Source organism: Halarcobacter sp. (genome assembly GCF_963676935.1).
Lineage (GTDB): Bacteria > Campylobacterota > Campylobacteria > Campylobacterales > Arcobacteraceae > Halarcobacter.
This window is the reverse complement of sequence record NZ_OY781470.1, coordinates 2,791,898-2,815,165: the sequence shown is the minus strand read 5'-3', so window position 1 is coordinate 2,815,165 and position 23,268 is coordinate 2,791,898. Positions and strand designations below refer to the sequence as shown.

The 23,268-nt window shown below is 26.4% G+C and carries 25 protein-coding genes; 15 read left to right on the top strand and 10 right to left on the bottom strand.

Features of this window, described 5'->3' with window-relative positions; genetic code table 11:
• Positions 1 to 13 precede the first annotated feature (13 nt).
• Positions 14 to 700 (top strand): tetratricopeptide repeat protein, encoded by a 687-nt coding sequence (locus tag ACKU4C_RS13690; protein ID WP_321312909.1) that lies wholly within the window; start codon positions 14 to 16, stop codon positions 698 to 700.
• A 32-nt stretch (positions 701 to 732) separates the two neighbouring features.
• Here ACKU4C_RS13690 and recA read toward each other — a convergent pair whose 3' ends face one another.
• Together recA and ACKU4C_RS13680 are read right to left on the bottom strand one after the other, a co-directional pair.
• A complete protein-coding gene (recA, locus tag ACKU4C_RS13685; RefSeq protein WP_321312907.1) occupies positions 733 to 1,764 on the bottom strand; it encodes a recombinase RecA in 1,032 nt (343 codons plus the stop codon).
• A gap of 88 nt (positions 1,765 to 1,852) precedes the next feature.
• Entirely contained in the window at positions 1,853 to 2,062 is a 210-nt protein-coding gene (locus ACKU4C_RS13680) for a hypothetical protein (protein WP_321312905.1), read from the bottom strand.
• A 121-nt stretch (positions 2,063 to 2,183) separates the two neighbouring features.
• On the opposite strand from ACKU4C_RS13680, the gene pseB reads away from it, so the two are divergent.
• From pseB to ACKU4C_RS13610, 14 genes are all read left to right on the top strand, one after another.
• A complete protein-coding gene (gene pseB / locus ACKU4C_RS13675; protein WP_321312903.1) occupies positions 2,184 to 3,176 on the top strand; it encodes a UDP-N-acetylglucosamine 4,6-dehydratase (inverting) in 993 nt (330 codons plus the stop codon).
• Positions 3,176 to 4,306, top strand: a complete 1,131-nt coding sequence (pseC, locus tag ACKU4C_RS13670; protein ID WP_321312901.1) for a UDP-4-amino-4,6-dideoxy-N-acetyl-beta-L-altrosamine transaminase — start codon at positions 3,176 to 3,178, stop codon at positions 4,304 to 4,306. The genes pseB and pseC overlap by 1 nt, the downstream gene beginning before the upstream one ends.
• Positions 4,299 to 5,909: a pseudaminic acid cytidylyltransferase gene (pseF, locus tag ACKU4C_RS13665; RefSeq protein WP_321312900.1), complete on the top strand. Its 1,611-nt coding sequence runs from the start codon at positions 4,299 to 4,301 to the stop codon at positions 5,907 to 5,909. The genes pseC and pseF overlap by 8 nt, the downstream gene beginning before the upstream one ends.
• Positions 5,910 to 6,605 carry a methionyl-tRNA formyltransferase gene (locus ACKU4C_RS13660; RefSeq protein WP_321312899.1) on the top strand — a complete coding sequence of 232 codons (696 nt, stop codon included), beginning with the start codon at positions 5,910 to 5,912 and terminating at the stop codon, positions 6,603 to 6,605.
• The gene (locus ACKU4C_RS13655) at positions 6,598 to 7,278 is read left to right on the top strand and encodes a PIG-L deacetylase family protein (RefSeq protein ID WP_321312897.1); all 681 of its coding nucleotides are present in this window, start codon (positions 6,598 to 6,600) and stop codon (positions 7,276 to 7,278) included. The genes ACKU4C_RS13660 and ACKU4C_RS13655 overlap by 8 nt, the downstream gene beginning before the upstream one ends.
• Positions 7,275 to 8,399, top strand: coding sequence for an ATP-grasp domain-containing protein (locus ACKU4C_RS13650; RefSeq protein ID WP_321312895.1), 1,125 nt, complete (start codon positions 7,275 to 7,277; stop codon positions 8,397 to 8,399). Before ACKU4C_RS13655 ends, ACKU4C_RS13650 begins: the two co-directional genes overlap by 4 nt.
• Complete coding sequence (locus ACKU4C_RS13645) at positions 8,396 to 9,592, top strand: ATP-grasp domain-containing protein (protein WP_321312893.1); 1,197 nt, start codon at positions 8,396 to 8,398, stop codon at positions 9,590 to 9,592. The genes ACKU4C_RS13650 and ACKU4C_RS13645 overlap by 4 nt, the downstream gene beginning before the upstream one ends.
• The gene (locus tag ACKU4C_RS13640) at positions 9,589 to 9,975 is read left to right on the top strand and encodes a hypothetical protein (RefSeq protein WP_321312891.1); all 387 of its coding nucleotides are present in this window, start codon (positions 9,589 to 9,591) and stop codon (positions 9,973 to 9,975) included. The genes ACKU4C_RS13645 and ACKU4C_RS13640 overlap by 4 nt, the downstream gene beginning before the upstream one ends.
• A 95-nt stretch (positions 9,976 to 10,070) precedes the next feature.
• Complete coding sequence (locus ACKU4C_RS13635) at positions 10,071 to 10,283, top strand: hypothetical protein (protein ID WP_321312889.1); 213 nt, start codon at positions 10,071 to 10,073, stop codon at positions 10,281 to 10,283.
• Positions 10,284 to 10,790 carry a DJ-1/PfpI/YhbO family deglycase/protease gene (locus ACKU4C_RS13630; protein WP_321312888.1) on the top strand — a complete coding sequence of 169 codons (507 nt, stop codon included), beginning with the start codon at positions 10,284 to 10,286 and terminating at the stop codon, positions 10,788 to 10,790.
• Entirely contained in the window at positions 10,777 to 11,778 is a 1,002-nt protein-coding gene (galE, locus tag ACKU4C_RS13625; protein WP_321312886.1) for a UDP-glucose 4-epimerase GalE, read from the top strand. The genes ACKU4C_RS13630 and galE overlap by 14 nt, the downstream gene beginning before the upstream one ends.
• A 33-nt stretch (positions 11,779 to 11,811) precedes the next feature.
• Positions 11,812 to 13,161, top strand: a complete 1,350-nt coding sequence (locus tag ACKU4C_RS13620) for a glycosyltransferase family 2 protein (protein ID WP_321312884.1) — start codon at positions 11,812 to 11,814, stop codon at positions 13,159 to 13,161.
• A gap of 419 nt (positions 13,162 to 13,580) precedes the next feature.
• A complete protein-coding gene (locus ACKU4C_RS13615) occupies positions 13,581 to 14,879 on the top strand; it encodes a hypothetical protein (RefSeq protein ID WP_321312882.1) in 1,299 nt (432 codons plus the stop codon).
• Complete coding sequence (locus ACKU4C_RS13610; RefSeq protein WP_321312880.1) at positions 14,876 to 15,472, top strand: methyltransferase domain-containing protein; 597 nt, start codon at positions 14,876 to 14,878, stop codon at positions 15,470 to 15,472. Before ACKU4C_RS13615 ends, ACKU4C_RS13610 begins: the two co-directional genes overlap by 4 nt.
• On the opposite strand, the gene ACKU4C_RS13605 is transcribed toward ACKU4C_RS13610, so the two are convergent.
• Genes ACKU4C_RS13605 through ACKU4C_RS13570 form a run of 8 tightly spaced genes read right to left on the bottom strand, consistent with a single transcriptional unit; the run spans position 15,465 to position 23,267 of the window.
• Complete coding sequence (locus ACKU4C_RS13605; protein ID WP_321312878.1) at positions 15,465 to 16,385, bottom strand: NAD-dependent epimerase/dehydratase family protein; 921 nt, start codon at positions 16,383 to 16,385, stop codon at positions 15,465 to 15,467. The genes ACKU4C_RS13610 and ACKU4C_RS13605 overlap by 8 nt on opposite strands.
• Complete coding sequence (locus tag ACKU4C_RS13600) at positions 16,386 to 17,513, bottom strand: aminotransferase class III-fold pyridoxal phosphate-dependent enzyme (RefSeq protein ID WP_321312876.1); 1,128 nt, start codon at positions 17,511 to 17,513, stop codon at positions 16,386 to 16,388.
• A 3-nt stretch (positions 17,514 to 17,516) separates the two neighbouring features.
• The gene (locus ACKU4C_RS13595; protein WP_321312875.1) at positions 17,517 to 18,659 is read right to left on the bottom strand and encodes a cytidylyltransferase domain-containing protein; all 1,143 of its coding nucleotides are present in this window, start codon (positions 18,657 to 18,659) and stop codon (positions 17,517 to 17,519) included.
• Complete coding sequence (locus tag ACKU4C_RS13590; RefSeq protein ID WP_321312872.1) at positions 18,652 to 19,572, bottom strand: phosphoglycerate dehydrogenase; 921 nt, start codon at positions 19,570 to 19,572, stop codon at positions 18,652 to 18,654. Before ACKU4C_RS13590 ends, ACKU4C_RS13595 begins: the two co-directional genes overlap by 8 nt.
• A gap of 11 nt (positions 19,573 to 19,583) precedes the next feature.
• The gene (locus tag ACKU4C_RS13585; RefSeq protein WP_321312870.1) at positions 19,584 to 20,534 is read right to left on the bottom strand and encodes a class I SAM-dependent methyltransferase; all 951 of its coding nucleotides are present in this window, start codon (positions 20,532 to 20,534) and stop codon (positions 19,584 to 19,586) included.
• A gap of 2 nt (positions 20,535 to 20,536) precedes the next feature.
• Positions 20,537 to 21,613, bottom strand: a complete 1,077-nt coding sequence (locus ACKU4C_RS13580) for an AroB-related putative sugar phosphate phospholyase (cyclizing) (RefSeq protein ID WP_321312869.1) — start codon at positions 21,611 to 21,613, stop codon at positions 20,537 to 20,539.
• Positions 21,610 to 22,263, bottom strand: coding sequence for an SDR family oxidoreductase (locus ACKU4C_RS13575; protein ID WP_321312867.1), 654 nt, complete (start codon positions 22,261 to 22,263; stop codon positions 21,610 to 21,612). The genes ACKU4C_RS13580 and ACKU4C_RS13575 overlap by 4 nt, the downstream gene beginning before the upstream one ends.
• Positions 22,260 to 23,267, bottom strand: coding sequence for a Gfo/Idh/MocA family oxidoreductase (locus tag ACKU4C_RS13570; RefSeq protein ID WP_321312865.1), 1,008 nt, complete (start codon positions 23,265 to 23,267; stop codon positions 22,260 to 22,262). The genes ACKU4C_RS13575 and ACKU4C_RS13570 overlap by 4 nt, the downstream gene beginning before the upstream one ends.
• Position 23,268 lies beyond the last annotated feature (1 nt).

The window sequence follows — 23,268 nt, the reverse complement described above, 5'->3', positions numbered from 1 at the left end:
TTAGGAATGATTTATGGAAAGTATAGATAAAAGAACATTAGGTTTACAAATTGGGTTTGCATTAGAGTTGTTTAAAACAGGTAAATATGAAGAATCTTTAATCCAATATGAATATATCATTAACAACTATGAATTTAACTTTCCAGAAATATTTATTGCATATGGTAATTGTTTATTTGCTTTAGGTAAATTAGATGAAGCAATAGATAGTTTTAAAAAAGCCTTACGAATCAATGTTAAGTTAACAGATGCATCTTTAGGATTAGGAAAAGCATATTTACATAAAAAAGAGTATCAAAAAGCAGAAAAAGTTTTTTCAAATTTAGTAGAAAATGAGTCTTCTTTAAGTGCTGCAAATTATTTAGCATATACTTACGAAAAACAAGAAAGATACAATGAAGCAGAATATCTTTATGTAACAATTTTGGAGATCAATAATAAATTACACGAAGTATGGAATGGCTTAGCTTTATTTTATAAAAACTGTAGAAAAAATGAAGAAAAAGCGATTGAAGCACATCAAAAAGCTATAGAGTTAGAAGAAAAGTTAGAATATTTACAAAATTATGCTCTTACACTTTTAGATTTTGAAGATGCAAAAGAAGCTTTGAAACTGATAAATAGATGTCTTGAAATAGAACCTGATAATCAAACTACAAAAGAATATCTTGAAATAGCAAATAAAATGTTAGATAAGTAGATAAATTAAATCAGTGAAGAAAAGGATTAATCCTAATCTTCATCATTTTCAGGTTCACCTTGAATGATTTCATCATTTACACCCATTGCAGTTAAGATTTTTTCTTCAACTTCTTTTGCAATTTCAGGGTTCTCTTTTAAGAATACTTTTGAGTTTTCTTTTCCTTGACCTATTTTGTTATCTCCATAACTAAACCAAGCTCCAGCTTTATCTACAATATCAAGTTTTACACCATAATCAATCAATTCTCCAGTTTTAGAGATACCTTCCCCAAACATAATATCAAATTCAGCTAGTTTAAATGGTGCTGCAACTTTATTTTTTACAACTTTTACTTTAACTCTATTTCCTATAGAATTTTCACCTTGTTTTAAAGTAGCAATTCTTCTAATATCAAGTCTAACAGAAGAATAAAACTTAAGGGCATTACCACCAGTTGTTGTTTCTGGACTTCCGTAACCTGTCATCCCAATTTTCATCCTAATTTGGTTAATAAAAATAACTGTACAGTTCATTTTATTTAAAAGACCAGTAACTTTTCTAAGTGCTTTACTCATAAGCCTAGCTTGTACTCCTACTTGTTGATCATCCATATCTCCATCAATCTCAACTTTTGGAGTTAAAGCAGCAACAGAATCCACAACAACTAAATCAACAGCACCACTTCTAATAACAGTTTCTAAAATTTCTAAAGCCTGTTCTCCAAAATCTGGTTGAGATACAAGTAAGTTATCTGTATCAACACCAAGGTTTCTTGCATATGTAACATCAAGTGCATGTTCTGCATCAATAAAAGCACAAACTCCACCAGCTTTTTGACACTCTGCAATTGCATGAAGTGTAAGGGTAGTTTTACCTGAAGATTCAGGTCCATATATTTCTATAACTCTACCTTTTGGTAAACCACCAACACCTAGTGCTAAATCAAGACCTAATGAACCTGTTGAAATCGATTCAACAGGAACAACCTCTTTGTCACCTAGCCTTATTAGAGTACCTTTACCAAATGTTTTGTCAATCTGTTTGATAGCTAACTCTAAAGATTTTTTTTGATTATCATCCATTGTTTTTCCTAATCTCTTTTTATTTATGCTGGAATTTTAGCAAAATTTTTTTTAACTAAGTAGTAATATTGCAAAATGTAATAATTTTTTATTCATCTTTATCTAAATTATTTTCTTTTTGCATTTTTTCCACATTCTCAATTGTTTTGATATGTGATGAAACTCTTTTTTTCATACTAAATCTTTTGATATGTTTCGCCAATATTTTAGTATATTTTTTATAGTTTCTTGAGTCTTTTTCAAAAGTTGCTAGTTTTTTTTGAATTTTTTTTATATCTTCTGGAATATAGTCTGCCATATCTAACCTATAAAATTTAATTGTTATAAATTATTGCATATATACTCTTAAAATCAAAGTTAAATAAATTATTAGATATTATATTATAAACAAATCTTTTATTTAGATAAAAAGGCATCAGATGTTTGATGGTAAAAATATTTTAATTACTGGCGGAACGGGAAGTTTTGGTAAAAAATATACTAAGATTTTATTAGAAAAATATAAACCAAATAAAATAATTATATATTCAAGGGATGAATTAAAACAGTATGAAATGTCTCAAGAATATAATAGTAAATGTATGAGATATTTTATTGGAGATGTAAGAGATGCTTCAAGATTAAAAAAAGCTATGAATGATGTTGATTATGTTATTCATGCAGCAGCATTAAAACATGTGCCAATTGCTGAGTATAATCCAATGGAGTGTATAAAAACAAATATAAATGGTGCCCAAAATGTTATTGATGCTGCGATGGAAAATGGTGTAAAAAAAACAATTGCACTATCAACTGATAAAGCTGCAAATCCTGTAAATTTATATGGAGCAACAAAACTAGCTTCTGATAAACTATTTGTAGCTGCAAATAATTTAGTTGGAAATCAAGATATTCAATTTTCAGTTGTAAGATATGGAAATGTTATTGGGAGTAGGGGTTCTGTTGTCCCTTATTTTAAAAAATTAATAAAAAATGAAGCTAAAGCACTTCCTATAACTGATGAAAAAATGACTAGATTTTTAATTACTCTTGAAGAGGGTGTTGAGTTTGTTTTGAAAAACTTTGAAAGAATGCAAGGGGGAGAGATTTTTGTTCCTAAAATCCCTTCTATGAAAATTACTGATTTAGCAAAGGCCCTTGCTCCTAATATTCCCCATGAAATTATAGGAATTAGGCCAGGAGAAAAATTACATGAAATAATGTGCCCAAGTGATGATTCTCATTTGACTTTAGAGTTTGAAAATCATTTTGTTATTCAACCAACGATAACTTTTACAAAAGTTAGAGACTATAAAATAAATGAACTTGGAGAAAAAGGGAAAAAAGTTAAACAAGGTTTTGAATATAATTCGGGAGATAATACTTTGTGGTATAAAAAAGAGGATATTTTAAAGATAGTAAAAGATATATAATGAATATTGTTAATTATGGAAAACAAACTATTTTAAAAGATGATATAAGTGTTGTTGAAAAGGTTTTAGAATCAGATTTCTTAACTACAGGACCAAAAGTTCAAGAGTTTGAGTTTGCCCTTTGTAAATATACTGGAGCTAAATATTGTGTTGTTGTATCAAATGGAACGGCAGCTCTTCATCTATCTTCTATGGTTTTACTAAATAAAAATGATAAAGTTTTAACAACTCCAAACTCTTTTTTAGCCACATCTAATTCAATACTTTATGTAGAAGCAAAACCTATTTTTGTAGATATTAAAGAGGATGGAAATATTGACTTAGAGCTTTGTGAAGAGGAACTTAAAAAAGATTCTTCAATAAAAGCTATTTATGCGGTACACTTTTCTGGAAATCCAGTAAATCAAGAAAAATTAGAGTACTTAAAAAAAACATATGATATAAAAATATTAGAAGATTGTGCCCACAGTTTGGGTGCAAGTTTTAATGAAATTAAAGCTGGTAGTTGTAAAAATAGTGATATATCAATTTTCTCTTTTCATCCTGTGAAAAATATTACAACAGGTGAGGGTGGAGCAATAACAACTAACTCAAAAGAGATTTATGAGAAACTGCTCAGCTTGCGAAATCATGGGATAATTAAAACACAAACTATGAAACCTTGGGAATATGAGATGCAAGATTTAGGTTTTAATTATCGACTTACAGATATTCAATGTGCATTAGGGATTTCACAATTAAAAAAATTAGATAATTTTTTAGAAAAAAGATACACAATATCAAAAAGGTATGATAAGTTTTTTGAAAAATTAGAAAACATAAAACCTTTATACCCTTTTAGAAAAGAATCTGCATATCATCTTTATATTGTGAGAGTTGATTTTAGAAAATTCTCAATTTCAAAAGAGGAGCTTTTTAATAAGTTAAGAGATAAAAATATAGGGATACAACTTCATTATATGCCAATAAATAAACAACCTTTTTATAAAAGTTTGGGATATGGAGATGAATATACACCTCAAATGGATAGGTATTATGAAGAGGCTTTATCTTTACCAATTTTTCCAAGCTTGAGTGAAGAAAAACAAAATTATGTAATAAACTCTTTAAAAGGTTTATTATATGCCTAAGTGTATTGCCATAATTCCTGCAAGGGGTGGAAGTAAAAGAATACCTAGAAAAAATATAAAACTTTTCCATGAAAAACCACTAATTGCATACTCTATTGAAGCTGCTTTAAGAAGTGAACTCTTTGATAAAATTATTGTAAGTACAGATGATGAAAAGATAAGTAAAATAGCAAAAAAATACGGTGCAGAAGTTCCTTTTTTAAGACCTAAAGAGTTGAGTGATGATTATACGGGAACGGGAGCTGTTGTTTCTCATGCATTAAGATATTTAAAAGAGAAGGGTTTTGAATATGACTTTTGTTGTACAATCTATGCCACGGCTCCTTTAATAGATGAAAAATATATTAAACAAGGTTTCTTTAAATTAAAAAAAAGTGATGCATCTAGAGCTTTTTCTGTTACTTCTATGCCTTTTCCTATTCAAAGAACTTTTAAAATTACCAAAAATGACAGATGTCAAATGTTTTGGCCTGAAAATATTACAAAAAGAAGTCAAGATTTAGAAGAAGCCTATCAAGATGCAGGACAATTTTATTGGCAGAACATGAATAAAAAATCAAAAGATATAACTTTCGGTCAAGATAGTATACCGATTGTTTTACCTAGATATTTGGTTCAAGATATTGATACTTTGGAGGATTGGGAAACAGCAGAATTTTTATATGAGGCTGTAATAAAAAACAGGAAAAATATACTTTTTAGAGTTGATTCTTCATCTGATATAGGAATAGGGCATCTTATGAGAGATTTGGTTCTGGCAGAAGAGTATAAAAAAGATAAAATTTTCTTTGCCTCTTTGAATCTTGAAGGTAATTTCAATGAAAAAATTTTAGAAAAAGGTTATGATTTAAAAGAGTTAAATACAAATAATGTAGATGAAATTATAGGCTTAATCAAAAAACTGAAAATAGATTTTATGATAATAGATCACTATGGCATAGATGTAAATTATGAAAAAAGAGTAAAAGAGGAGACAAAAGTAAAACTCTTAGTCTTTGATGATTTATATGAAAAACATTATTGCGATATTTTACTCAATCATAATATATGTGCTAAAAAAGAGAGATATAAAATACTTGTTCCAAATTTTACAGAACTTAGATGTGGAAAAAATTATACTTTAATTAGAGAAGAGTTTAAAAAAGAGAGAAAAAAAGGAAAGAAAAACGATTTTGATGAAAAGCAGATAAAAGTCTTTTTGGCTATGGGGGGAGCAGATCACTCAAATATAAATATAAATATTTTAGATGTTTTAAATAAGTTTTCAAATCTAAAAATAGATGTAGTTACAACTACTGCAAATAAAAATATAGAAAAACTTAAAGATTATAGTAAAAAATATAAAAATATAAAAATATATATAAATAGTAATAATATAGCTTCTTTTATTAACTGTTGTGATTTTGCTATTATTAGTCCTAGTGTAATTGCCCATGAAGTACTCTTCCTAAAGACTCCTTTTATTGCAATAAAAACAGCTTTAAATCAACAAGATATGTATGAATATTTATTAACGAATAATTATGATGTTTTGGAAAAATTTGATACTATAAAATTAGAAAAAATAGTTGAAAAAAAGATAAAGTCTTTAAAGGAAAAATAGTTGAGAAGTATAGTAATTGTCACGATAAAAGAGTGGAATATAAAAAACTATTTTGAGTTAAAAGCTAAATATGAAAAAGAGTTCCAATTTTTTTTGTTTACTTCTGTGGAAGAGTTGACTTATGAAGCTATAGAAAAGATAAAACCGAAATATATATTTTTCCCGCATTGGTCGTGGATTATTCCTAAAACTATTTATGAAAAATATGAATGTGTGGTTTTTCATATGACGGACTTACCCTTTGGCAGAGGAGGAAGTCCTTTACAAAATTTGATTGTTAATGAAATTTATGACACTAAAATAAGTGCAATAAGAGTTAATAATGAGTTAGATAGTGGAGATATATATTTAAAAGAGGATTTGAATATTGCTATTGGCAGTGCCGAAGAGATATTTATTAATGCTTCAAATATCACTTTTCAAAAGATAATTCCCAAATTTCTGAAAAAAGATTTAAAAGCAACTCCTCAAGAAGGGGAAGTTACAATTTTTAAAAGAAGAAAACCTTTTCAAAGCAATCTTTTGGAACAAGACAATTTGACTATAAACAAAGTTTATGATTTCGTAAGAATGTTAGATGCAGAGGGTTATCCCAAAGCCTTTATCCCTTTTAATTCATTAAAAATAGAGTTTAGTGAAGTACATAAAAAAGGTGATAAAGTTATAGGAAGATTTGAGGTTATTGAAAATGAATAAAAAGATATTGATTGTAGCCGCACATCCTGATGATGAGGTTTTAGGTTGCTTTGCAACAGTTTCAAAACTTATAAATCAAGGGAATGAAGCTTATACTTTGATTTTAGGAGAAGGAAAAACAAGCAGAGATGAAAAAAGAGTTATAGAAAAAAGAAAAAATGAGCTTAAGCTTTTAAATAAAGAAATAATAGAGGCAAATAATCTTATAGGAATAAAAAAAGTATATACGGAAAATTTTCCTGATAACCGCTTTGACAGTGTGGCTCTTCTTGATATCGTAAAAGCGGTAACTAAAGTGAAAGAAGAGATAAAGCCTGATATAATTTTTACTCATTATGAAAATGATCTAAATATAGACCATCAAATAACTTATAAAGCAGTGCTTACTGCAACTAGACCAATGGAAAAGGAGAGTGTAAAAGAGATTTATAGTTTTGAAATATTATCTTCCACTGAATGGAGCTATCCTCTCTCTTTTTATCCTGATTTTTTTGTTGATGTGGAAAGTAGTATTGAATTAAAAATTGAGGCTATGAAAAAGTATAATTCTGAACTTCGTGAATACCCTCATCCAAGAAGTATAGAGGGAATAAGATTAAATGCCCGATATCAAGGAATGAGAGTAGGGAAAAAATGTGTTGAAGCTTTTAAAACGGTAAGAGTTATTAAATGAAAGATATTTTTATATTAGCAGGAAGTGAAGAGCAGTTTGAACTTATTTTCGAAGCAAAAAGATTGTGTTTTATTGTTCATCTTTTTGATGCAGATAAAGAGTGCTTAGGTAAAAACTATGCGGATTTCTTTTATCATATTGATATTGCAGATAAAGAGGCTATTTTACAAAAAGCTTTAGAAATAAAACCTGTAGCAGTTTTGACAATTGCAACGGAAATAGGCAATATCACATCATGTTATGTAAGTGAAAAATTGAATCTTCCAACAAATGGATATAATGTTGCATTGAATACAACAAATAAGCTAAAGATGAAAGAAATAGCTAAAGATAATTACATAAAAACAGCACTTTATAAAAAAGTGTCTTTAAAAGAAGATCTCTCTTGGAATTTTTTCCCTTGCATTATAAAACCGGTTGATAGTTCAGCAGGGAGAGGAGTTAGTTTTATAAACTCTTCTGAGGATTTTGAAGATGCAATTAAATTGGCAGTTCCTTATTCAAGAACAAAAACAGTTTTAGTTGAGGAATATATAAAGGGAGTCCAATTTAGCATTGAAACAATTAGTGTTGATAAAAAACATCATATCATTGCCATAACAGAAGAGTATATAAGTAAACCACCTAGAGTAATAGAAACACAGCAATTACTACCTGCAAGAATTGACAAAGAGTTAGAAAAAAAGATTGAAGAGTTTGCTTTAAATGTTTTAAAAGCTTTTAATATATCTTTTGGAGCCTGTCATATTGAAATAAAGATCGATGATAAAGGTGAAATATATTTGATTGAAATAGCTTCCAGAGTTGGAGGTTGGAGAAGTGAATTGATAAATTTGGCTTTTGGAATTAGTTATTGTCAACTACTTATATTCTCAGCTCTAAATAAAAAAATAGAGTTTGAAAAATCAAGAAAAGATTTTGCAATTGTTAAATTAATTTTATCTCAAAAAGATTTTGAAGAGTATGAATATTACTTAAATAATTTTCCTTCCAATGTTTTTTCAAGAGTAAAAATAGATAAAATAAAAGAATCTAAACATTTAAGTGATTTAAATGGTTTTTATTTTTTACATATACAAGATAAAAAGCAGTTGGAAAATTTTATAAAAGAGCATAAATGAAAGAGTATATTTGGATAATTGGAGGTTCTATTCATCAAATACCTGCAATAGAAGAGGCAAAAAATTTGGGATTAGGGATTGTTTGCAGTGACTATAATAGTAATTGTGTAGCCAAAGATGAGGTTGATATTTTTGTAAATATTAGTATTTATGATAAAGAGGCTCATATTGAAAATATAAAACGATTAAAAAAAGAAGGCATCAATATAAAAGGAATAGTATGTATTGCTGTTGATGCTGCAATTACAATGGGCGCGGTAAATGATTATTTTGGTTTTTGTGGAGTAAGTGAAGAGATAGCAACTATTTGTAAAGATAAGACCAGATTTAGAAAAGAGATAGAAAATTCTATAATACCAAATGCAAAATTTAAGATTTTGACCAAAGAGGATAAAGAATTAAATCTTGATATTGATTTTCCTATAATCATTAAACCAAACAATGGTTTTGGTAGTGTAGGTGCTAAAATATTTCATAATCAAACAGGGATAAAAGAACATATTGATGAATTGCTAAACTCATTTGAAAAAATTTTAGTAGAAGAGTTTTATATAGGGGAAGAACAAACAGTTCAATGTATATTTGATTGTAATGGAAATTTTGTACCTGAATATATCACGGATAGATTTTTTACAAGAGATATTTATCCTGTAGAGATTGGATTGCAAAATCCTAGTTCTTTAGCTAAAAATATCCAAGAAGAATTATTTGATTTGGCAAAAAAAACAGGTGAAGTTTTAGGGATCAAATCAGGTACTGTAAAATTAGATTCAATAGTTACTAAAAAGGGAGTAAGAATTATTGAGGCAACAGTTAGAGTTGCAGGTGGTTTAGACCCGTACTTTTTAGTTCCAGCTTCAACAGGTAAAAATATTATGCAAAATGCTATTTTAACAGCATTAGGTAAGAAGCTTAAAAATGAAGCATTAGAAAATAGTAAAAATAAATATGCTCTTACTGGATCACCTTTCCCTAAACCTGGTATTATAAAAAATATTCAAGGTATAGAAGAGGCAAAAAAATTACAAGGTGTTGAGCAAATATTTCTTTTTGCAAAAAAGGGTGATACAATTAAAGAGTATAAAGATGGGACGTCAAGAGTATGTTTTGTATTAGTATCAGATAAATCTTTACAAGAAGCAAATAGTATCCTGAAACAAGCAATAAAATTGATAAAAATAGAGACAGAATGAAAGATATAAAATACATATTAGAACCAGCATTAGAAGATAAAGAAAACTTAGATGGGTTAATTTACAATGATTTAGAGTGTGATATTGATTTTAAAGATATTTTAGTAAAAAAACCTTGGGGAAGTGAATATCTTCTTTATGAAAATGAGTATTGTGCAATATGGATATTAAATATAAGATATATGCAAAATACATCAATGCATTGCCATGTGAAAAAACAAACCTCTTTAGTATGCTTAGATGGTGAGGTTATGTGTGGTACTCTAAACAAAACAAATTTATTAAAAAATTTAGATGGATTGTTTTTTGAAAAAAAGATTTTTCATCAAACACAAGCAATTAATGAAGAAGGTGCTTTGTACTGGAAATTGAAACTCCTGTAAATAAGTTTGATTTAGCAAGGATAAATGATACTTATGGAAGACAAGGCAAAGAGTATGAGAATAAAAACTGCTATGAAGATGTAAAAAATTTATCTTTGTCTTTCCCCAATAATACTATAAAAAAATTTGGAACTACAAAAGTTGAAATACTTAAAATAGATGATTTAAAACAATTAAATACTTATGATGAAAATTCAATAATATCTATTTTGAATAATGATAAAAATGTTGGTAAAATATTTAGATTAAAAGATATGAGTAATATGAAAGTAGGAAATACTATTTTGTTGCTTTCAAAGGAGATATAAATGGAAAAAAGAGCTGTAATAATTATAGGGAAAGGGTTTGAAGATAGTGAGTTTACCTACCCTTTTTATAGACTGCAAGAAGAGAATATAAAAGTTGATGTGGCAATTGCAGGAGATAAAAGTGTAAGTGGTAAACTTGGACAAGAAGCAACTCCAACTATAAAATGCAGTGAATTAAAGGAAAAGGATTTTGATATTGTCGTCATTCCCGGAGGACACGAAGGACCGGATAGAGCAAGACAAGTAAAAGAGATACTTGATTTTGTAAAAGAGATGGATGAGAAGAAAAAGCTAATAGCAACAATCTGTCATGGCTCTTGGGTTGCAATCTCTGCAAAAATAATGAAAGGCAAAAAAGCAACTTGTTATAAAGGAATGAAAGATGACCTTATAAATAGTGGATGTGAATATCTAGATGAAGATGTAGTTGTAGATGGACATTTTGTGTCTTCACCTCATTTTAGAAATAATCATCAGTGGATGAGGGCTTTGATTGAGCAGTTGTAAAATTACAGGTGGTGCTGGATATATTGGTAGTCATGTTGCTAAGCAATTACTTGAAAAAATTAGTCATAATGTAATTATTGTTGATAATCTATCAACAGGACATATTGATACAATTAAAAAATTAAAAGAGATAAAAGATTTTAGATTTGTTGAATTAGATTTATCTCAATACTTTTTACTTAATGGATTATTTAAAAAAGAAAAATTTGATGTGATAATACATTTTGCAGGTAGTAGTATTGTTTCTGAATCAATAAAAAATCTTATAAAATACTATACAAACAATACTTTTAATACAGCAAACTTGATAAAGTGTACTATTTATAACAATGTAAAAAAGTTTATATTTTCAAGTTTAGCTGCTGTTTATGGAGAGCTTAAAAATAATAAAGAAATAGAAGAAAGTTTTGAAACAAAACTTATAAATCCTTATGGTATGAGTAAATTAATGAGTGAGGATATATTAAAAGATAGTTTCTCAAAAAATAGAGATTTTAAATATATTATTTTTAGATATTTTAATATAGCTGGCGTAGATATTTTTTATGATAAAGGTGAACTTAGCCCAAGAATAGGTGAAAAACATGAACCTGAAATACATTTTATCTCACTTATTGTAAAAGTTATAACTGGTAAAAAAGATACTTTGTCTATATATAGAGATGATTTTGATACTAAAGATGGGACTTGTATCAGGGATTATATCCATGTTGAAGATTTGGCAAATGCTCATGTTGAAGCTATAGAATATTTAGATTTAAATGATAGTGATATTTTTAATTCAGGATTTGGAAAGGGATATAGTGTAAAAGAGATTATATCTACTATGGAAAAAGTTATTCAAAAAGAATTGAATCAAAAGATAGATAAAAGAAGAGAAGGATACCCCTTCTTTTCAGGAGCAAATAATAATAAAATCATTGAGAGTAAGGGGTGGAAATCTATGTATGATAATTTAGAATTAATATGTAAAAATGCATATGCTTGAGAAGTGAGTGATTAAATAGTTATGAATAAGCTTGTGAGTGTGATAATTCCTATTTATAATGTTGAAAAATATTTAAAAAAATGTTTAGACTCTGTAATAAAACAATCATTTAAAGAAATAGAAATTTTAATTATAAATGATGGGTCACCTGATAATAGTTTAAGTATTGCACGAAATTATAAAGAAAAAGATTCTCGTATAAAAATAATAAATCAAGAAAATAAAGGACTAGGGGGAGCCAGAAATACAGGGATTAAATACTCAAAAACAAGATATTTGATTTTTATAGATAGTGATGATACTATACATCCGAAGATGGTTGAGCTTCTTTACAATGAGGCCTTTTATAAGAAATGTGATATTGTTACTTGTCGATATAAAAGAGTAAATTCTTCAGAAGAGGTTTTATCAATATCTCCCAAAGAATATTCTGTAAATAACCCTATATCAGATTTTATGACTTCTAATATATCTCTAATGGTTTGTAATAAAATATATAAAAAAAATCTTTTTATTGAGAATAAAATCTTTTTTCCCGAAAAAAGATTTTATGAAGATCAATTTGTTACTCTACAATTATTTTTTTATTCAAAGAAAAATTTAAGTATTGAAAACATATTGTATAATTGGTTTGTAAGAGAAAACTCTATTACTCAATCAATATCTAATAAGCATATTGAAGATATGTTTTTTAGTTTATCTTCAATTAAAAATTTTTTAATAGATAATAGTTTATTTAATAGATATGAAGGTTTTTTTTATTCAAGATCTTTATATATTATAACTACACATTTATTATCTAGTTTATGTATATTTAATATTGATACAAAAATTTACTTACAACTAATATTATATAAGTTAAGTAAATTAACTACTCCTCAAAAAGATATAATAGAAATAGTAAAAAAAGAAAATCCTGTATATTTTATAAATTTTTCATACAATTTTTTAAAAGTTATATTAATAAATAAGCTAGATATAGGAATGATAAAATTTTTAGATTCAAAAAGTCTTACTAATCTGGAATATAAAATAAAAAATATTAATATTAATGAAATAGATAGTGAAATGTTTATAAGTATATTAGAGTATAGAAATATAAAAGAAGTGATTCTTTATGGAGCAGGAAAGCTGGCTAGTGATTTATTAAAAAAGCTAGAAAAGAATAGAGTAAAAGTCTTAGCTGTTATAGATAGAAATGATTCTAACTTTTTAAATGAGTTTAAGGTGTCTAAATTAGAAGATATAACATTGGACTTGAATAATAAAAATATTTTAATTACAAGTATCGCTTATGCAATAGAGATTCAGAATCTAATAGAAAACTATGCAAAGAAAAAAAATTTTAATATAAATATTTTAAGTATTTGTAATTTATTTTAAAAATATTAAATTTTATAACTCAACTTTCGCACATAAAACTAAGTTATTTTTCATGTGAACACGTATAAATCTTTATTTGTCTTGACAATCTCTTGTGATTGAAAAATATCTCCAAGTGATTTTGAAGAAAAATGTTATATTTAGAATAACGGTTAGTTAAATTAAAAATTTTGTGCCCTATAAATTGTTGACAGATCACACTTAAATTTCAAGATTAATTGAAATTTATATAATCAGATCTATTAATACATTATTTATAGCAGTTTTGATAAAATTGACAACTCCTATAAAAAACCTTTATAATAGTTCTTTTGTCGATCTAATTATCACTAAAAGTTCATGCTTATGGGGTTTGACAAAGCTTTTAAGTATAAAAAATTTATGATTTTTTATGTGTGAAAATTAATTTAGGTAATTAAATGGAATTAGATAATTTAAAAAATAAGAGAATATATTTAGCACCATATAATAATTTGACTATTGAACTTAGTTCACAATTAAAAGAGTATGGTATTGATATTCTTGGTTTTGTAGATAATTTTAAAATAGGAAAAAATATTTATAAGAAAGAGAATATTTCTAGGTTCGACTATATTATAATAGATTCTCCTAAATATTGGAATGAAATATCAAATAGTTTTGATTTATCTAAAGTAATTGTATCTCATAATAAATCATTAGGACTAATACTTTATAATGATTATAAAAAGTTCTTAATATCTATATATAAAAATAAATATGATATATTATTTTTTGCATATAATAGATCGAATGTTATAGATTCAAGTTTAGTAAGTAGAGCCTTAATTAAACTAGGATTTAGAGTTGCAATTATTATTAACCCTAGTCATTATGATTATATTAATGTAAAGATTGGATTAGAAGAAAACTCAGATATTGAAACAGTGAGTATTGATGCCATACATTTTATCAATTTTGAGGCATTGGTTTGTCTTGTAGATTGGATAGATAGAGATATTATTGTTCAATCTAAAGAAAAAGGTATAAAAACTATAGGTTTAGTTGATGGAATAGAAGACTTTGAAGATAAAGATTATAAAATAAAAAGATATCCATATCAGACAACAGAATTTGTTTTAACTTGTGGTCGAAATGATATGAAGTTTTTACAAAATAAAAAAGATAAATGTGCTATAGTTGGATTGCCTAAAATGTTTGATATGTGGAATAGCCCTGTAACTTTTCCTGATGAACATTTAGTAATGATAAATGTAAATTTCACGTATGGAACTTATGAAGAAGTTAGAGAATTATGGTTAGAACAAGTAATTGAAGCTTGTAATATTTTAAATTTAAACTATATAATAGCACAACATCATGCTGACAAAGGTGAGTTATCTACTTTTTATAATGTAAGTGAGGATGATATATATACAACGATAAAGAAATCAACAATTGTTATAAGTAGGTTTAGTACTATAATTTGTGAATCTTTAGCATATGGAAAGCCAGTTGTTTATCATAATCCTCATAATGAATTGGTGAAATTATATAAAAATCCTAAAGGTGCTTACAGCATTAGTACAGATACTAATTCATTGGTTAAAATGATAAGGTATGAATTATCTAATAGATTAAATATTAGACAACGGGCAAAAGAGTTCTTAGATGATCAATTTAATATATTATCAAGAAAGAATCCCATTGATGTAGCAGCAACAAAAATAAAAAACATAATAGAAAAAGGTAGAATATGAAAAATAACTATTTTTTAAAAGATAACTATAAATCAAGAGATAAATATGTACACTATAATGATCAAAATGAAACTGATGATTGGCAACTTGAAATATATCTGCATGCCTTAGGATTAATGAAAAAAAATAAGTTATCTAAAGTATGTGATATAGGATGTGGTTCAGGATATAAATTAGTTACATATTTAGGTGAATATAAAACAATTGGCCTAGAATTAGATGAAAATCTTGATTTTCTTAAAAATAAGTATCCTAAAAAGAAATGGCTTGAATCTGACTTTACTAAAAACTATGATTTAGACGTGGATGTATTAATTTGCTCTGATGTTATTGAACATTTAGTTAATCCTAATGAATTAATTGAATATATAAAAAAGATAAATTTTAAATACTTAGTATTATCTACTCCTGAAAGAGATTTGGTTTATCCTAAAGATTCTAAGTATTTAGATGGTCCACCAAGAAATCCAGCCCATCAAAGGGAATGGAATTTTAACGAATTTAAGGATTACATTTCTCAATATTTTAATATTATTGATCATAGAGTAACAAATTTACATCAAGCTACACAAATGATAATATGTACTAAATAAAATTGTCTATTTTAGACAGTTTTATGTTGAATGTAGACATTAATTTACTATTATCACAAATAGATTTTTTTATATCTCCATTTTTTGTTTTTAAATAATTAGCTTTGAAATTTTTATTATATTTTTTATTCATGAGATTAAAGAGTTCATTAATAGTCGTTTTTTTTGAGCTACCTACACAAAATAGTTCTCCTGAAATATTTTGTATATTCATTGCTTTTATTGTTATTTTTACAATATCTTTTACATATATAAAATCTCTATATTGTTCGCCATCTCCATAGATATTTGGAATTTCATTATTCTTAAATTTATCATTAAAAATAGTTATTACTCCGCTATAGTTACTATTGGTATTTTGTCTTTCTCCAAAAACATTAAAATATCTTAGGATAACTGTTTCTAAGTTATATTGATCATTGTAAAGTTTCATATGGTATTCACTGATTAGTTTTTCATATCCATACGATGAAATAGGTTTAGTTGGGGTTTTCTCCGATTTTAATACACTATTTTCATCACCGTAAACTGCAGCAGAACTAGAGAATACAATTCTTTTAACGCCATTTTGTTTTGAAGCTTCTAATACGTTTAATGTCCCTTTTACATTAACTTCATTAGATAAAAGAGGATTTCTTATAGATATTTGTACAGAAGCAATTGCTGCTAGGTGGTAAATATATTGTATATTGTGGTTTTTAATTATTTTAGTTAATTCATAAAAATCTCTAATATCTGCTTTGATAAATAGAAAATTATTGTATTCATCAAATGAATTGATAAGTTCTAAATTTTCTTTATTTCCACTAGATAAATTATCTATTCCTATTATTGTATTCTTTTTATCTTTTAATAGTTCTTCTGCTAAATGAGAACCTATAAATCCTGCACAACCTGTAATTAAAATATTCATTTAAATTAACTCTTTTACTTTTTGTATAAATTCATTAATTTCTTTTTGGTTTAAAGCTAAGTTTGGTCGTAATCTAACAGAAGTTTCTCCACCTTTGTTAATTAATAACTTATTATCAAAACATTTTTTTACAAAATTATCGCGTAGCTTTGAATTTTTAAAATCAAACGCAATTAAATGACCAATTGATCTATAGTTTAAGACATGTGATTCTAAATTTTGTTTCAATTTATTTGAATTATTTTTTACATTATTTAATATATTATATTTTTCGAACGCTTTCAAAATATAAGTTGACCTTACAATATCTATTAAATCTCCATCAAAAGTCACATCAAGTTTTTGATAAGTACTTTCCAGTATCCCTTTATATTTGTTGCTTATAACTATACCTGAAACTTGAGATTTTTTACCAAATACTAAAATATCAGGTATTAAATCTAAATATTCATAATACCACATTTTACCAGTAGTCCCAAATCCTGTTTGTATTTCATCTAATATAAAACATATATCTTTTTCTATACATAAATTTCTTATTATTTTTAATTTATTTTTATCGAGATAAATATCTCCATTTGTAGCTTGAATAGGTTCTATTATTATTGCAGTTAAATTTTTTAAGTTTTTTCTTTCCAAATATTTAATAATATCATCTAAGCTTAAATCAAGCCAATTATTTTTTGGAAAATATTCCATTCTTTTTGCAGTAACTCCTACTCTACTGGTTGTAAACCCCCAACTATTTACTCCATGAAATGAGTTTTTCACACTTAGTATTAGTGGATTATCAATTTTTTTATATTCCATAGCAGCTTTCAATGCCGATTCAACTGCCAAAGCACCGGTACATGTAAAATGAAAATTTTTACTAAAGGTGTATTGCTTAAATATATTAATCATATCTAGAAATTCATCACTTTGACAGACATTATTTGTCATTTTGATATAAGATATTTCATTTATTTTGGATTTAAAACTATCATCAAAAATAGTGTGGTTGTAACCTAATGGTAAAGATGAATACATACTAAAAAAATCTAAATATTTAGTTTGTGTATTTTTATCAAAAAGATATGAACCATTAGATTTTCTAAAATCTATTTTTAACGGTAAAAGATAATTCATTAATTAGTAATCCTCATTATCATACACATGATCTACATCATATCTACTTACTGCAATTCTTATAGCGGCTTCATTTCCAATTGCAGTAATTTTATGTTTTATTCCTTTTTGTATAAATACAAGATCACCTTTTTGTATAGTTTTAACTTCATTGTCAATATCCCATTGCCAGGTTCCATCTATGATAAACCACCATTCATTCCAATCAGGATGGTAATGCCTTCTGTTCCCTTCTCCTGGTAGTTGACATATAAGTGTAGCAGAATTTGATTCTGTGTCAACAAGAGTATGAGACCAGGATGAGTTTTTACCATATTTCTGAATTAAGTTAGGTACATGAGTTATACCTTGGTTTGCCATATCAAATATTGATTTTTCTACACCATCTTGTTTTAATATCTTTGGTACATTTGCATCAGCCGTTAATTGATTACTTAAGTCATAATATTTTTTATTTTGTTTTTCTTCATTCATTTTTATAACAGCTTCTGCTAGATAAAAATCCTTTTCATTATCTATATCAATCATTCCGGCACCTTTAATTGTATAGTAACCAATCTTCCCGTTCCCACCGTAAACTGCACAGCCATTTTTTTTCATATTTTCTTTAAATTTTTGAGTATCCCACGCCATAATTGATGAGGTAAATATTTTTACAGGGGTTAACTCTTGAGAAGGAGGCATTTGTTTAAGTGGATCAAAGTTTAAGGGTATATCATTAAAAAGTCCTTCAATTTGTTCATCTTTTACAGTATGAACTGTTTTATAATCTCCATTTATAAACATTTTTACAACACCTTCTATATCTTCCGGTGTTGTAAATGGTGAAGTAGGGTTTACTTGAACTAGAATATCACATTCTACATTATTTATAAAATCAAGACTGAAATCATCATTCGTAGCACTATTTGAAGCTAATTCATTAGGTCGTTTATAAAACTTTATTCCTATATCTGTTGCAATTCTTTCAAAAATTTCAGATTCAGAATTTATATATATTTCATCAAAAATATTTGTTTTTTTACAAGATTCTCCTACCCATTGGGTTAAAACTTTATTTCCTAATAATCTTAAATTTTTTTTAGGTATTCTTTGGCTTCCCAATCGTGCAGGTATCATTGCTACAATTTTTTTCCCATTAATCATTAAGTAATTCCTTTATATGTTTTATTGCACTTACTCCCATTGCTAAAGTAGACTCTTTTGAGTTGCCGCCAATATGAGGAGTACAAATAAGATTTTCTAGAGATAAAAGCTCTTTATCGCTAGGTGGCTCTTGGTCATAAACATCGATTGCGGCTCCAGCTATTATATTATTTTGTAAAGCATATTTTAAATCAGTAAGGTTAACTAAGTCACCTCTAGCTGTATTTATAAGGAAAGATGTTTGTTTCATCATTTGTAGAGTATTCTTATTAATCAAATTTGTTGTCATTTTATCTAATGGAATATGTAAGGTAATAATATCACTTTGTCTAAATATTTCTTCTTTTGTAGATTCTATAAGATTATTCTTTTTATAATAATCATTTTGTTCAATAATATCATTAACTAGAATTTTACAGTTAAATACATTAAGTATTTTTATTAGTTCTTTTCCAATATTCCCTATACCAATAATACCTATTGTTTTACCATATAAATTACATCCTCCATTTTTATCCCAAATTGATTCTGATAACTTATTGGAAGTTGTATATAAGTTTCTAATTAACATTAACATAAATCCTAGTGTCATTTCAGCTACACTTCTTTTATTTACTCCTGCCGTCCATCCAATTTTAATATTTTTTTCTTTACAGTATTTTATATCTATATTGTCTAGTCCTACACCAAATTTTGCTATAACTTTTAATTTAGGTAAATTATCTACTACATTTCTATTTATATCTTCTAATGCAACTATCGCTCCATCACAATCTTCTAAGAAGTCAATAACTTCTTTTTCTGTTAATTTTCTTGTCCCATGATTAAGTTTTATATCTTTAAAATATTTTCTTAATTCACTTATTAAAATTTCATTCTTACTAAATGCTTTAGACGTAACTGCTATTTTCATCTATTATTATCCTAACAATTGATATAAACTAATGTCCCATGAACAATTGTTTGAGAATCTAATTTAAAGTGATTAAAATATTTTTTCAATTCATTTGAAATTTCATAGGTATTTATATCAGTAAAATTTCTATTTCTACAATCTTCAATATCTGTATTTGGCAAATGAAGTATTGCTTGTCCACTTAGTTTCAAGATTCTAGAAATTTCTTTTATATAGTCAAAAATGTATTTTTTCTCTACTCTAACTAGGGTATCCATACAAAAGACTAAATCAATACTGTTATTTTTAATACCATTTAATTCATTACCTTTAGAGATATAAAATTTAAATTTATTAGCTCTTTCGGAGAATCTTTTTTTTATTACATCTATAAAATACTTATTAATATCAACACAATATATTATTTTTGCCTCAAGCATAAACTTAGTCCATTTGCCACTTAATGTTCCAATTTCAAGGATAGAAGTATTTTTATCTATAAGGCTATTTAATTTATTTAAGATATTTAAATAGTTACCTAAAGGGTCATTCATATTTGTTGGATTGCCCCAATCATAACCACATTCTTCTATAGCGTTATTTAAGTCATATTTTTTTAGATGATTTTCCCAATACCATCTTTGTGTTTGTAAATAGTTTGTATTTAATTTTGGGATAGTTTTATAACCTTTAAATGAATTAAAATCTATGTAAGTAAAGTTGTCATTTTCATAATTAATTATAAATTTTCTACCTCTTTTCAATGAATTTGCTATTTCTTCATAATAATTTGGACTAAAAATTAAAATGATATCTTCATCTTCTATAGTATTTTTATTTACAATATCAGAATCTTTTTTATATGAATCTATAAAACCTATAAAATTATGTCCACTGGTTACTAGTAGATATTTTAAATATTCATTAAATTGTGTTTTAGGAGTTATAAATATTTTTTTGTTATAAAATTTTTCAAACATTGTTATTTTAGTCCTAAGATTTTTATAAGTTCATCTAGAGTTTTATTAAATTCTTCAAATGTTAAATTATCTATTTTTGTTGCTCTAATATCATTATCTATAGGTATAATAATTGTTAAATCTTTACCAATTCTTTTTTTATCATTTTTCATAGATTCTAATAAAACTTTTGGGTTGAAATAAGTATCTTTGAGTTTAATTGGTATGTTTGGTAAAAATAGCTTTTTATTAAGTTTATTAAAAATATTTTTGCTTATTAAGCCTCTATTAAAAGAGATAATATTAGCAAAAATCATACCTATTGTTACGGCAATTCCATGGGGAATTTTATATGAAGAACTATTTTCTAGTGCATGTCCAAAACAATGACCATAGTTAAAAAGATTTCTTTTCCCTATATCAAATTCATCTTCATCAATATATGCTTTTTTGATTTTCATAGTATTGAAAATAGTCTTTAAAATATTTTTGTCATTTTTTAAATCTTCAATTGTTTTGATTATTGAATCGATTTTTTTAGGATAAGATTCTTCTAAAAGAGCGAACTTTATAACCTCTCCTATCCCACTAAAAAAATCTTTTTTTGTTAATGTTTTTAAAAAAATAGGTGCTATATATATTGTGTTTGGAGGATAAAAACCACCTAAAATATTTTTATAAGTTTCAAAATTTAGTGATGTTTTACTTCCAATAGAACTATCTGCTTGGGCTAAAAAAGTAGTAGGGATAAAAATCCAATGGATCCCTCTATATAATGTTGATGCAACAAAACCTGTTACATCTTGAGTTATCCCTCCCCCAATTGATATGAGGGTAATATTTCTTTTTTCATCAAATTTTGCTAAGAATTTATACATATTTTGTACACTTTCTAGAGTTTTTTTCTCTTCAATGGCATCAAAAATATAAAGTCTATTTTCTTGGATTTTAGTAAAATATTGTTTATATAAATTATAAATATTTTTATCAATAATAAATACTTTCTTTTTTATATCTATTAATTTATTAATAAATTCCAAGTCGTTCTTAAATTTCACTTCATAGTTATGAATATTGGAGTTTAATATTAATTTTTTCATGACGTGAATCCTCCGTCAATAATTAAAGTTTGTCCCGTTATATAACTATTATCATCACTAATTAAAAATTTAATTGCTTTTGCTATCTCTCTTGGTTTGGCTAGTCTTTTAAGTGGAATTTGATTTTGAATATCTAATAATTCAGTTTCAGATAAACTTTGCATAGTTAAATCAGTTGCAGTAAATCCTGGACATACAGCATTTACTAAGATATTGTATTCCCCAAGTTCTTTTGAGAGTGCTTTTGTTTGACCAATTATACCAAATTTAGTACCACTGTATAAAGTTCGCTTCTCTTTACTTTTTACTCCCCAAATGGAGCTAATATTTATAATTTTACCAAAATTATTTTTTTTCATATTTGGTATAACTTTTTGAATTAATTTTAAAGGGGCAATCAAATTTATTTGATTTATCTTTTCAATATCATTATCTAAAATTGATTCAATATCTTTTATAATATTAATACCCGCACTATTTATTAATATATCAATTTTTTTGTCACTTTCAAAGTAGGTTTCAATTGATTTTAAAGATGATAAATTAAGTTGTTCTCTTGTTGGTGCAATAACTTCATAGTTATTTTTAAGCTCCTCAAAAATCGCTTTTCCTATTCCTCTACTTCCGCCTGTTAATAAAACTCTTTTCATTTATAGAATCCACTTTTATTATAAATTGTTTCTACTAAATTAAGTACTCTATATGCTTCTTGGCTTGTACCATGAATAATATCTTTTTTATTTAATATTCCATCGATAAACTCTTCAAGTTCTAATTTCCATGAATCATCATTTTCAAACCAAGTTATACTCTCTTTTGGTTTGCCCATTGCATGTGTAATATCTTCAAACTCTCTTCTCCCTACAATCAGGGTTTCTGGAGCATAAGATCTGGAATTTGATAGTATGCCATCAAGATTAATATAGCCCTCTTCAAAGCATAATTCTAATAAAAACTTATGTCTCCATTGAGTTGCACTAGAATGCATAGTTGCAATTATATTATCTTTTTTTAAAGTTATAAAAGCATTATCTTCAACTTCAATATCCCAATATGAATTATCTAAGGTAGCATTTAATACATCAAAAGTACTATTTGTAAAGTAGCAGATTAAATCAAGCATATGAATTCCTTGATCTAAAAGAATTCCTCCACCAGAGTATTTTTTATAGTTTCTCCAGTTTTTATGGTAATCTATACTTCCAGCTTTTCCATAAACTCCTCTTATTGATAAAAGTTTACCAAACTTTTTGGAATCAATTAATTTTTTAGCTTCAATAACAGAGTAATGTAATCTATGATTAAATCCATATTTTAAAATTAAATTGCTATTTTTTTCAACATCAATAACTTCTTTTAATTCTTCACAAGTATGAGCAGGGGGCTTTTCACAAAATACATGAATATTTTTTTGCAAAGCTTTTATTGTATATGGTTTTGCTACATTATTATAAGCACATATGAATATTGCATCCAGTTTTTGTTCTAATAGTTCTTCATAGCTTTTACATATTATGGCATCTGTATAAAGTTTATTGCTAACTTCACCAATTTGTTCATAAATAGCTACTAGTTTAGTATTTGGATTTTTTAATATTTCATCAGCTCGAATTTGACCCATTTTACCAAAACCAGCTATCCCTATTCTTAACATA